11 protein-coding genes are annotated in these 12,725 nt (G+C 50.6%); 3 read left to right on the forward strand and 8 right to left on the reverse strand.

The genetic code is table 11. The features are described from left to right. Positions 1–11: 11 nt before the first annotated feature. From LK536_RS34145 to LK536_RS34175, 7 genes are all read right to left on the reverse strand, one after another. Positions 12–500 (reverse strand): S-ribosylhomocysteine lyase, encoded by a 489-nt coding sequence (locus tag LK536_RS34145; protein WP_227794568.1) that lies wholly within the window; start codon positions 498–500, stop codon positions 12–14. Positions 501–547: 47 nt separating this feature from the next. Next, on the reverse strand, positions 548–2,671 hold the full coding sequence (locus LK536_RS34150) for a YARHG domain-containing protein (protein WP_227794569.1): 2,124 nt from the start codon (positions 2,669–2,671) through the stop codon (positions 548–550). An 89-nt stretch (positions 2,672–2,760) separates the two neighbouring features. Beyond that, complete coding sequence (locus LK536_RS34155) at positions 2,761–4,398, reverse strand: ABC-F family ATP-binding cassette domain-containing protein (RefSeq protein WP_008723920.1); 1,638 nt, start codon at positions 4,396–4,398, stop codon at positions 2,761–2,763. A gap of 154 nt (positions 4,399–4,552) precedes the next feature. After that, positions 4,553–5,188, reverse strand: a complete 636-nt coding sequence (locus LK536_RS34160) for a hypothetical protein (protein WP_025484319.1) — start codon at positions 5,186–5,188, stop codon at positions 4,553–4,555. Positions 5,189–5,932: 744 nt separating this feature from the next. Continuing rightward, on the reverse strand, positions 5,933–6,445 hold the full coding sequence (locus tag LK536_RS34165; protein ID WP_008723899.1) for an L-2-amino-thiazoline-4-carboxylic acid hydrolase: 513 nt from the start codon (positions 6,443–6,445) through the stop codon (positions 5,933–5,935). Between the two features lie 69 nt (positions 6,446–6,514). Continuing rightward, the gene (locus tag LK536_RS34170) at positions 6,515–7,306 is read right to left on the reverse strand and encodes an SDR family NAD(P)-dependent oxidoreductase (RefSeq protein WP_227794570.1); all 792 of its coding nucleotides are present in this window, start codon (positions 7,304–7,306) and stop codon (positions 6,515–6,517) included. Positions 7,307–7,335: 29 nt separating this feature from the next. Next, positions 7,336–8,637 carry a hypothetical protein gene (locus LK536_RS34175; protein ID WP_050927353.1) on the reverse strand — a complete coding sequence of 434 codons (1,302 nt, stop codon included), beginning with the start codon at positions 8,635–8,637 and terminating at the stop codon, positions 7,336–7,338. A gap of 305 nt (positions 8,638–8,942) precedes the next feature. Here LK536_RS34175 and LK536_RS34180 point away from each other — a divergent pair, with 305 nt between their 5' ends. From LK536_RS34180 to LK536_RS34190, 3 genes are all read left to right on the forward strand, one after another. Continuing rightward, on the forward strand, positions 8,943–9,596 hold the full coding sequence (locus tag LK536_RS34180; protein WP_008723892.1) for a GntR family transcriptional regulator: 654 nt from the start codon (positions 8,943–8,945) through the stop codon (positions 9,594–9,596). A gap of 4 nt (positions 9,597–9,600) precedes the next feature. Then, positions 9,601–10,974, forward strand: a complete 1,374-nt coding sequence (locus LK536_RS34185) for an MATE family efflux transporter (RefSeq protein ID WP_227794571.1) — start codon at positions 9,601–9,603, stop codon at positions 10,972–10,974. A gap of 391 nt (positions 10,975–11,365) precedes the next feature. Beyond that, on the forward strand, positions 11,366–11,599 hold the full coding sequence (locus LK536_RS34190) for a putative signal transducing protein (RefSeq protein ID WP_227794572.1): 234 nt from the start codon (positions 11,366–11,368) through the stop codon (positions 11,597–11,599). Between the two features lie 341 nt (positions 11,600–11,940). On the opposite strand, the gene LK536_RS34195 is transcribed toward LK536_RS34190, so the two are convergent. Next, entirely contained in the window at positions 11,941–12,708 is a 768-nt protein-coding gene (locus tag LK536_RS34195; protein ID WP_040382070.1) for an amino acid ABC transporter ATP-binding protein, read from the reverse strand. Positions 12,709–12,725 lie beyond the last annotated feature (17 nt).

The raw sequence follows: 12,725 nt of genomic DNA on the forward strand, positions 1-12,725 counted from the left end.
TGTCCGACCTCCTACTGTTGGGGATACACAAGCCTGGATTCCGGGAACCCGTCAATATGGTACAGCACTTCCAGATACCGCCTTGACACGTACTTTGCCATGTCCAGGTTGTGGTCCAGATAGTTTCCGCAGTCCTTTGGCTCCGTTCCCGGAATCACGCCCTCAAAATCACGCACATATTCAAATGTGTGGATAATCATATCAAGGATGTCCCTGGATTCATAATCCCCTACCATCAGGAAATAGCATCCCGTCCTGCAGCCCATCGGCCCGAAATAAATCACCTTGTCCCCCTGTCCGCTGTATATCCTGAGATAGGTTGCCGCCAGGTGCTCCAGGGTGTGAAGCTCCGCGGTGTTCATGACCGGCTCCTCATTGGGGCTTGTCATGCGGAGGTCAAAGGTGGTTATCACCTGGTCCCCTACCTTATCCTTGCGGGATACATAGATTCCCGGCTGTAATTTCACGTGGTCAATACTGAAGCTTGCTATTTTCTCCATCATCATTTCCTCCTGATCCATTCATGATACTGTCACTGTCCATATTGTTAATCGTTACCATAATATCCATACAGGAACTTTGCGCACAGCTCATCCTGATAATTATAAAAATACAGGTAATTGCCATTGCTCCTGGTATAAAAATGTGTTTCTATATCTGATACGTTCCCGCCTTCATCCGTCAACGTCTTCATCAGGCGGCCGTCCTTGTAGATATGGTACTGCACGCTTCCCGTATTGTTGCCGTCCCCGTAATCTACAATTTCCACGTAGGCCATATGGTCATCTATGCCATACACATATCTGGAGGGCAGTTCCTCCTCACCCTTCCCTCCTGTCTCATAATCCAGAAGGAACGTCCCGTCAAAGCCGTAATAATGTTCCGCATGCCGGTCCGTAATGACAAAAACTCCCGCATATTCCCCGTAAAAGCGGGCCTTTACATCCTCTGCCGTGACCCCGTACTTTTGAAGCAGCTCAGGATGGGATTCTGCAAAAGCCTCCTCATCCCAATAGAAGTAGGGATCATCTTCCTCCGGTTCCCGGTCCGCCCACTGGTTTTTCCCAATGGAGTAATGTCCGTATCCGCCTGTTATTGTATCCATCATGGGAAGCACGGCGTCCCGGCTGCACTCCAAAAACCGGTTCACATCATCACAGTCCACATGGCCGATGAACTGAAGGAGGTTCATATGGGAATCAAATACCCCAATCCCCTGCTCACCAAACAGATATCTTCCGTCTGCCAGGATCACATGACCCTCCGGCAGGGGAATGGCTGCGGTAAAATCCTCATCCGGCGCCAGCAGGTTACCGGGCAGCTCCTTGGCCCCATCCCCGATTCCCACATATCCAAGTCCATTGATTAAGGACTGTCCGTCCTCCCCCGTAAGCCACTCAAACAGCTCATATGCCTTGGAATCCTTTGGCGTATCCGCCCTGATGCCTGCATAAAAATCATTGACAAAGGGGTAGCTTTTGCTGCGGATTGTCTCACTGGAAGGCATGACGCCATCCACGGCCATGAAGGCCAGCTCCGGCTTCCGGTACATGTTCCTGGCATAATAATAGACAGAATATCCAAGGGCATCGCCTGTGCCGTCATAGGCGGAAACCTCCTCCAGCAGCCCCTCCATGTCGCTTATGATCAGGTCCACAGGGGCCTCTGCCATCTTCTTTCCCTTCATCACCAGTTTATCCATCAGGTTCTGGCTTCCCGATTCCGCAGGCCGCTGGAAGGCCTGGATTTTCCGGTCCTTCCCGCCAACCACCTTCCAGTTGGTGATTTTTCCTGAATAAATGTCCGCAATCTGGCTGCCGGTCAGTGAATGGACCGGATTGGACTGGTTGGCAAGGAACACAAGGGCGTCCCTGCCGATGGGCTTCATGATGACTTCATTTCCCGGTTCTTTAAAGGCCTCAAGCACCTGTTCACCCGGCTCATAGGCAATCACCAGTTCAGGACGTCTCTCCGGCGATACATATTCCGCAACCATGGACATCCATGCCTGGGTTGTCTTTCCATGGGTAATGGCCGACTCTGCCTCCATCCCGGAAGCCCCCGTGGCCATCCGGTACATGGCCTGGGAAATGGGCAGGGTTGCGGTGGAACCGTCTATCCTTGGGAACTCCTCTGTGCCGATTTTGGGGATTTCGCATACGGTCTTCCCTGTCTCCATATCCTGTATGGCCTTCAGGTTATCCCTTTCATTCTGCCCCAGCACGCTGTCATCAAACCGGTCCGGGGAAATGGTTCCCTGATACCAGGGCCGTTGTGAAAAGTACTGGTTCAGGTCATCGCTGTTAAACTGCCGTCCATGCCTTGCATATATCTCATTCCTGGCCAGACGCAGCTCCTCCCGGGTCAGGACTGCAAGCTCACTTTGGGTATAGACATGGGTCAATGCATCCGGCAGGATATAGTCATCCCCATGTCTTCCCACCTTATGAACCGTCTTATCATCCGTTTGGGTCCCGTCATCCTTTTTGCTCCCATCCCCCAGGTCCGGTCCATCCTCCGCGCCCTGATCCGGCTGTGCCGTACTTTCCTGGTCCGTCCCCGTTCCCTGCACAGTGGTTTCATCCGGGTGGATCCTGGATTCCTGTGTGTGACAGCCTGCCAGGGACAGCACAAGCGCCGCGGCCAATGTCACAGCATACCGTTTTTTCATACACATCCCTTTCCGGCGCCCGGAAAACCAGCGCCAGCCAATCAATGCAAAAGGGGCAGGATAACCATCCTGCCTCCCTTTCATCTCTATTAATCGTCTTCCTCTTCGCTCTCTGTAATGGTAAATGTAAATCTCTTACGGGCCATTTCATCGCTGTCAAGGTATTCATCATATGTGGTAATCTTATCAATGAGCTTTCCGTTGATGATCTCCATGATACGGTTGGCCGTGGTCTGCACGATCTGGTGGTCACGTGAGGAGAAAATCAATACGCCGGAGAACTTAATCATACCTCTGTTGAGGGCGTCAATGGATTCCATGTCCAGATGGTCCGTAGGCTCATCCAGCATCAGCACATTGGCCCCGGAAATCATCAGTTTGGACAACATGCAGCGCACCTTCTCGCCGCCGGAAAGCACCTTCACCTTCTTGACCCCGTCCTCGCCTGCAAACAGCATGCGTCCCAGGAATCCGCGGACATAGGTGGCATCCTTTTCAGGAGAATACTGGGTCAGCCATTCCGCAATGGTGTCGTCATTGGAAAACTCGGCGCTGTTGTCCTTGGGGAAATACGCCTGTGACGTGGTCAGTCCCCACTTATAGCTCCCCTCATCCGGCTCCATCTCACCTGACAGGATTTTGAACAGGATGGTCTTGGCCCTCTCGTTAGGTCCTACCAGTGCCACCTTGTCCTCACGTCCCAGGATAAAGGAGATATCGTCCAGTACCTTCTCGCCGTCAATGGTCTTGGAAAGGTGTTCCACGGTCAGGACCTCGTTGCCGATTTCGCGGAAAGGACGGAAATCAATGTATGGATACTTACGGCTGGAGGGACGGATGTCGTCCAGTTCAATCTTCTCCAGGGCGCGCTTACGGGAGGTTGCCTGCTTGGACTTGGAAGCGTTGGCTGAGAAACGCTGGATGAATTCCTGCAGTTCCTTAATCTTCTCTTCCTTCTTGCGGTTGGCTTCCTTCATCTGCTTGACAATCAGCTGGCTGGATTCCACCCAGAAATCATAGTTTCCTGCAAACAGCTGGATCTTGCCATAATCAATATCCGCAATCTGTGTGCAGACCTTGTTCAGGAAATAACGGTCATGGGACACCACGATTACCGTATTCTCAAAATTAATCAGGAATTCCTCCAGCCATGCAATGGCATCCAGGTCCAGATGGTTGGTAGGCTCATCCAAAAGCAATATGTCCGGATTGCCGAACAAGGCCTGGGCCAGCAGCACCTTTACCTTCTGGGCGCCCAGCAGGCTGCCCATCTGGGCGTAGTGGAGGTCAGTCTCAATACCAAGGCCGTTTAACAGGCTCTCTGCGTCAGATTCAGCCTCCCAGCCGTTCATGGTGGCAAATTCGCCCTCCAGTTCAGCCGCCTTGATGCCGTCCTCGTCCGTGAAGTCCTCCTTCATATAGATGGCTTCTTTTTCCTTCATTATCTCATACAGTCTTTTGTTGCCCATGATGACCGTATCGAGAACCGTATATTCATCATATTTAAAATGGTCCTGCTGCAGGAAGGAAAGCCTCTGTCCCGGTGTGATGATGACATCCCCGCTGGTCGGCTCCAGCTGCCCGGACAGGATTCTGAGGAATGTGGACTTTCCCGCTCCATTGGCGCCGATAAGCCCATAACAGTTGCCCTCCGTAAATTTAATGTTCACATCCTCAAACAATGCCTTTTTGCCCACACGAAGGGATATGTTGCTTGCACTAATCATGTTCGTACCCTTTCTTTTATCTGCTTTTATAATGCTATCCATTAAAAGAGGGGTCATATACGGCCCCTCTTCCACGCTGTTTACCCATTATCAGATTGTACAAGGAAAATGCTTATTTTGCAAGGGTTTTTCATAAAATCCCGGAGATTTGCCATTACTTTGCAGACTTAATCTCCACCGGGTAGTTCACCCCCTGGGAATTTACATAGGTCACGCTTACCTCATCCCCGCTGTCCCCGGCCAGGGACCCGTCCTCTATGGGGCAGTTATCCTTTAAAAAGCTGAGTTCCTGTCCGTCGTCCGTCTTCATGGTAAAGCTGCTCATGGCATTGGCCGTGGTGGTCCCCTTCTCTGTAAGGATGCTCCACTCCTCCTGCTCCGGCAGCGCCACCACCAGGGTCACGTCCTTAAGTTCCCCCAGCGGCCCTCCGATATAAGCAATGGCAATCTGTACATCCTCTGCAATCTCAACCTCCACGTCCCTTATGTCAGCCGGCCTGATATCATAATCCCTGCCGTCATCCGCCCGGAGCGTGAACACATCCCCGTCGCCCGTGACCTTGGTGACGGTGCCCTGAAGCATATGGTACATCTCCTTGGACTCCGGCGCTTCAGCCGTGGTCTCCTCCGGCTGTGTCCCTGTGGGCTGCGGCTTTGTGGTTTCCTCCGTGGGGGCCGCGCTGGTAACTGTCTCCATGGTCTCCACCGCCGGCTTCTTGGCACACGCGGTCCCAAGGGCAATGGTTGCCGCTATGGCAGCGGCCGCTATGATGAATGAATGTTTCTTCATGATACGTTTCCTCCTGTGCTGTATGATACATGGTGTAATCCGGGATCATCCGGACGGGTCTGTGAATCCGCCTCCGCCTGGATATACCCTACTGAAGCTTAACACCTGGAGAAAAAAATATCAATGAAAATTCCCTTAAGCCTTTATTATTTTTCATTTTCATATACAACTATATCCATATACATATTCCTTCAAATTCAAAACACCGACAGACGCTAAACGTTACGATTCTTTGCGAATACTAATGACAAAAACTGGTGCCATAAAATTCCAGGCAGATATCTTATATACAAAAGCGTCAAAAGATGCTTAAATTCAGGCGATAAATCCATATGGGCACATCCTGTTCCTTCCTGTGTATTTTCGTGTATATTCCAAATACATCCTGATAAAGTATGCCCATATATTAAACAATTCCTGCCAGATATTCCGGATTTTTAGGGGGTAAAATATTCTGAAAAGAAATAAACCGTTTACAGGCCACTATAAATATAAAGCCTTCAGGCTGACACAAACATAAAACCCATGACCTGCCACAGGCGTAAACCCTATAACCTGCTGCAAACACAAAACCCACGACCTACTACAAACACAAAGCCCACGACCTGCCACAAACATAAAGCCTATGACCTGCCACAAACACAAAGCCCACGGACTGTCATAAATCCAGACATCCCGCAGGCTTCATATGATATGGATATACGGACCTCAATCAACGGTCAGGCAGATACCGGCAGCCCTTTATCAATCCTCTTTTTCCTCCTTAAAAAACGTAATCTTGCAGGTTGGACATCCCTCTGCAATGGTATCGCCCAGATGGAAGCCATAGCCCATTGCCTTGGCAATATTCCTGTCGCCGTCCATTGCCATGTCGCACAGCTTTGCACAGGTTGCGTCGTCAAATCCCAGGTCCTGCCATGCCTTCAATAACGGGCAATGATGGAATTCAATATCCAGACGGTCGTCGGTCTGTTCCTTGAACTCTACCTCGAAGGTCTTGCGCAGGGTAGGTGTGAGGAAGGTATCGGCAAAACTGGAAATACTATCCGGGTTGGGGCATTTTGCCTTGATTTCCTTGCCCTGGATCTGTCCTGTCTCAGTGATTGCCTGGCGGATGATTTTTTCTGCGGCCTCTTCCATGCCTGCCTCCCTTGCCTTTGTGTATGTAAGGCCGGTCCAGGTTGCGCGGTGTCCGATGGCTCCTCTCTGTACGTTCACCATTTCATCGTCTTTAATTGTAATCTTGTTGTCAATCATTGTTTTTCCTCCTTGGATTTTTTATATTATATAGTTGCGCTGTTGATTGATATCTCCCGTATGTCCCTTTTATTTCCTATTCCCCAGCTTATCATAGGCATAGGTGGGGTTCAGCGTCATGCTGCGCCCGCCGGACACTTCTATGGTGGTGGCCGTCATATAGCTGGCCCAGTCACTGGCCAGAAATACAATAGGCCTTGCTATCTCCTCCGGGTCAGCCATGCGCCTGAGCAGGGTTGCCCCCGCATTGCGGTCCAATTCCTCCTGGCTGATATTGGCTTTTGCCAACGGGGTAGCTGTAAATCCCGGCATCACGCAGGTAACCCTGACATTATGGGCGCAGTACTCGCCCGCAAATGTATTGGTCAGGTTATTGATTGCTGATTTAAGAGGCCCGTACAGCGTACTCCTGCCCGCGGAAGGGCACCTTGCCGCCAGGGAGCTGACATTCACGATTGCGCCGCCCTTTTCTTTCATATACCGGAACGCTGCCTGGCATCCAAATACCACTGACTTGAAACAGACACCTGTCATGAAATCAATTTCCCCGTCATCATATTCCTCACCTTTTTTGCTGCCGGTGGCCCCTACATTATTCACCCACACATCAAGGCTGCCGAAATGCCGGTACACACGTTCCGCAAAATCATAATTGGCCTGGGCGTCCGTCACATCCACGGCCTCCCAGTAAACAGGTCCCAGCTGTTCCAGTTCCCCTGCCGCCTGCCGCAGTTCCTCCTCATGGCGGGCACAGATTGCCACTTTAGCCCCTTCCTCCAGGAACACCTTGGCCGCGGCATATCCAATGCCCTTGCTGCCTCCGGTCACAACCGCAACCTTTCCTCTTAAGCCTAAATCCATAGTAACCGCTCCTTTTCCCTGTCCAAACACTATTTAAAGAACATGGCCATGACAATGCCTGCCACAAACACAGAACCCGAGGTGGCGCTGACGAATCCTGCCACCAATGTCTTGGGAAGCATATGCTCCTCCAGAATCCGGTACTCCTCCTCGCTGGAGGAAAGGACCTTGGCAGCCTCCACGCTCAGTGTATAGCTGGCCGGGAATCCGCCTGCCAGGGAACCAAGTCCCAGTGCAAAGGACATCGGAAGGCTCATGCCAAGCAGCTTTCCAACCGGGATTGAGAACACAGCAATACCAACCGTCGCCAGCACGATCAGGACCGCGAAATCCTTTAACAGCTGCACCAGGGTATCCGGTGTGACCGTATTCAGCTGTGAGAAAACAAACATCATGATAACCGTATAGATAAAGCCCATGCTTCTGGAGCGCACCAGTGTGTTCTTCTCAATAAAGCCGAAGGCAGTGCCGAACACGCCCAGGATCAGCGCCCATACGAACTTCGAAATATACCCATGGCTTAAAGTATCCAGATATCCTGACATGACCGTAAGGATTACCATGGTAAACAGGTAAGTGAAATCGCTCTTATATTTTGCAGGTATCTGCGGAAAGATAAATGCGCTGGTATCATCAGCTGCTGCTGCATTGGCCTGGGCGGCAGCCTTGGCAACCGTATATTTGCCGCTGCGGTAATCCTTTAAGAGCTTACGTCCCTCTGCCTTAAGACAGATGCTTGTAAGCGGATATCCGATAAATCCCTGAAGCACATACACTGCCATGGCCAGTATGGCCAGCTGCTCCGTAGGCGCCACGGACTGCATCATCATGGCTGCCACGAAGCCGCCTGTAAGCGGAGGCGCCGCAATGGCCGCCGTGGTCTTATCCAGAACCACGGTCCCCAATGTCAGGATGACCACCAGGATACCCAGCATTCCAGCCAGGGTAATCACAACTGTCTTCCACTGCTCAATCAGTTCCTTAATATCAAGCATGGTGCCAAGATGTACAACCATCATCATGACCAGGAACGTGGGAAGATTGGCGGCTATACCGCCCACCTGCAGGATGTCCTTGGGAAAATATGCCCAGAACCCCAGCACGAACAATACCGCGCTGATAAACATGGACGGCACGAAGGCCTTGGTTGCTGTCGATATCACCTCACCGATGATCAGCAGTACCAGCATGGTAAGAAACGCCGTCTGCACATCCATCTGCGCCTGCCCCGTGGCAACCTTGTACACCCCAAAATACAGGAACGAAACAGCCATGACGGCCAGAAGCACGTAACCTATTACTTTGTTGCCGGACTTTGCTTGCTCTTTCATAGTATGATTTCCTTTCTCATTTGCGTTCAACTCGAGTATGCTATGATAATATCACGATATCCTGTTATTGGCAAGCATTTTTGTGTATAACCGTTATAATGCACGATAATATTTAAAATAATTATGCAAATTGTATACCTATTCTTATTTTTCTAAGGTCATCCTTTATTTTCATCGTTTTTTCTGATATTATCACAGTTCCCATCCTTGTCCTTTAGTACTCATTTCTGTTGGCTTCTTTCTATTGACTTCTACTATTCATAAGGTTATGATTAAACCAAAAGACCAAACAGGAGGTTCCCAAAATGTCTTCCAATCAGGAAAATTCCCTGAAGCTTCAGGTATACCACGCGCTCTTCTCTGATATCATCAAGGGTATGTACCCTTTTGACTATATCTTCACAGAAAAATTTTTAATCGACAAATACAAAGTCAGCCGGGCCCCGGTGCGGGAAGCCCTTACCATGATGACGGAGAACAAAATCCTTGTAAGCATACCACGCCAGGGCTATAAGTTCATGCAGCCCAGCGAGGGAAAGCTTTTTGAAATCGTAAAGTTCCGTTCCGCCCTGGAGTGTTCCTTTCTTGAGAACAACCACTGCTATATCAAGAAAGCAGATATAGACTCCTTATGGGAACTATGCGACCGTTATGACGCCATCCCCCCCAGTGAGTCCATCACGCGCTGGTCCACCAACTGTGAATTCCATCTCAAGCTGTTCACCCTGTATGGAAATGAATACGCCAGGACCGTCCTGGAAAATGCCATGAACATCCAGACCATCTTCTATGCCCTGAAAATGAAATCCCACATTTTCACGGTAGACCTTCACCGGGCCATGATGGACTATCTGGAAAAGGGGCAGATTTCCACTGCCAGCCAATTGCTGAAAGCCGACATAGAGAGTATCCTGTGCGTCAGCCCATGGATCACAAAACCAGACTCAGACAGGGAGTAACCACATGAAATCATCCAGACAAGATATGAACAGCCAGCTGGCCGGTGCCAAAATCCTGCCCCTTTTAATCAGGCTTACCATCCCCATCACCATTGCCCAGCTGGTCAATGCCCTGTACAGCATTGTGGACCGGATGTATATCGGCCATATGCCCGGGGTAGGGACCATGGCCCTTGGGGGCATTGGCATCACATTTCCCATCATCATGATAACAGCGGCATTCAGCTGCATCCCAGGCATGGGCGGTGCCCCTCTTGCATCCATCGCCATGGGCAGCGGCGATATGGAAAAGGGCCGCCGCTACCTCTCCAATGCCTTTGTACTGCTGGTCGGTATCGGAATCCTTCTCATGGCAGTGTGTACCGCATTTTTGACTCCCATGTTAAAGGCATTCGGAGCTGACAGCGCCACCCTGCCCTATGCAAGGGATTACCTCAGGATTTACATGATGGGCACCGTATTCGTGGAACTGTCCATGGGAATGAATCCATTCATCAATGCCCAGGGATTCACAGGCATAGGCACCTTTACCATTGTCATAGGAGCATTTTTAAACATAATCCTGGACCCCATATTCATCTATGTGCTGGACATGGGGATTGGAGGAGCCGCCATTGCCACCGTACTGTCACAGCTGGTATCCGCCCTGTGGGTCCTGTGTTTCCTCTGCTCCAAAAGGGCTACCCTGCGCCTTACATTCAACGGCATGAAGCTTAAAGGCCATATCGTCCGCCCCATGTGCGCACTGGGCCTGTCCCCATTTACCTTCCGTGTAAATGAAAGCATTGTGGTCATTGTCCTGAACTGGCTGTTAATCCGTTACGGCGGGGACAAAAGCAACCTGCACATTGCCTCCATGGCCCTCCTGACCAGCATCAGCCAGGTATTCTTCATGCCCCTGATCGGCATCATCACAGGCGCCCAGCCAATCCTCAGCTACAACCTGGGAGCCGGGAACCATGGCAGGATCAAGGAAACCATACACTACGCCAGAATCCTGAGCATTGGCTGTGCCGCACTTATGTGGTTCTGCCTGGTAGCCTTCCCGGCTCAGATCTGCCGCATGTTCACCAGCGACGCAGAGCTGATCCGCCTCACCACCATCACCATGCGCATCATGTTCTGCACGGTCATCGTACTTGGACTGCAGATGGTGAACCAAAATGCCTTCGTAGCCCTTGGGAACACCTGGTATTCCTTCATATTCGGAATCATGCGCAAGCTCCTCCTCCTGCTCCCCCTGGCCCTCATCCTCCCCCACCTCATAGGAGTCTGGGGAATATACATGGCAGAAGCCATATCCAACGTGCTGACAACGATCATTACACATATTTATTTTGTCAGGTATATGAGGCGGCTTGGCAAGGGGATGGGTTAAAGGAAACAAGAGACGGATTAACAGATATAAAACAGGAGATTCAACAAAAAAACAGGTCAGGAAAGTAAGATAAGAAATTAAGATAAAACATTAAGACAAAACATTAAGACAAAACATTAAAGCAAAATATCAAGGCAAAACATTAAGACAAAACATTAAGACAAGAAATCAAAGCATACCATATCAAACAATCAGTTGGGAAATCAAATCAGAACAGTACTGAAAAGCAAGCAGCAGTAACACAAATAACAGCAAGCAAATAACGACAAGCAAATAACGACAAGTAAATAACAGCAAACATATAAAAAGCCGCAGGATTCATGGTATAATGCAATTATCAACCTAGCAAAGACAACATCACAGATTCCACCCACAACACGGAGGTATTACCATGAAACACGAAGCAATCAAACTATTCACTGCCCAGGACAGCATCCAAGCAGAAATGATTATCTCCACCCTAAAGAACAGCAACATCCCCTCCTACAAAAAAGACCTTGGAAACGGCGGGATCATGAACATCTATGGCGGAAACTCCAAGGCCGGAGCAGATATTTATGTTGCGGATACGGATGCCGAAGCCGCCGCCGAAATATTAGAAGGCATGGGGCTATTAGAAAGTTAATCCATCCACAAAGCCATCCAGTCCACCCTCCAATCGGTAGTTCATATCCCTTACGGCCGGAAATCCCCAGTCCGTGAAGCGGGCCAGGGCAGACGGCGGCGGATGGAACGCATAGTGGAGGAGGGTGCAGCTTCTTGGGTTCCGGCGGCAGGAAAGACGGGGGTGGATTCTTGCATCAAAGCAAGAATCCAAGGTGCTATGAGCTGAGAAAGTCCTTCAGGATTTCTCAGCGAATAGCACCGGTCCCCCGTCTTTCCTGTTGCCGGAATCCTAGAAGCTGCCCCTCCGGAACCCAGCGTTCCATCCGCCGCCGTCTGCCCTGGCCCGCTTCACGGACGTACCTACTGCAACATAGCCCCATACCTCCCCAAAAAGTTCTGCGTCCTCTCATTATCCGACGCAAACACCTGCTCCGGCGTTCCCTGTTCCACAATCACGCCTCCGGCCATGAAGATGACCCGGTCCGATATGTCCTTTGCAAACGCCATCTCATGGGTGACGATTACCATGGCAATGTGCAGGTCGGCCAGCGACTTAATGACCTTCAGGACCTCGCCTGTCAGTTCCGGATCCAGAGCCGAAGTAGGCTCGTCAAAGAACAGGATCTGGGGGTTGAGGGCCAATGCCCTTGCAATGGCCACGCGCTGGCACTGGCCGCCTGAAAGCTGGCAGGGGTAGGCATTTTCCTTGTCCTCCAGCCCCATCTTCTTAAGGAGTTCCCTGGCTTCCCGGATAACCTGGTCCTTTTCGCGCTTCTGTACATGGATAGGCGCATCTATGATATTCTTCAGCACGCTGTAATGGGGAAACAGGTTGAAATTCTGGAATACCAGGCCGTACTGTCCCTGAATCTCCTTCAGTTCCTTCTTAGGCGCATAAACCGCTTTCCCGTCAGGGCCGGTAAAGGCCGCTTTCTTCCCAAGATATACCACCTCGCCGCTGTCCATGGTTTCCAGCATGGTGGCACAGCGCAGCAGGGTGGATTTACCGGATCCGGAGGGACCGATGATTGATACGATTTCCCCTTCCTCCACGCTCATTGAAATATCCTTGATAACAGATAAGTCACCGAATGACTTTTCCACATGATTTAACTCTAACAGCTTCATAATCCACATTCCTCCTG

Source organism: Clostridium pacaense (genome assembly GCF_020709765.2).
GTDB lineage: Bacteria > Bacillota > Clostridia > Lachnospirales > Lachnospiraceae > Enterocloster > Enterocloster hominis.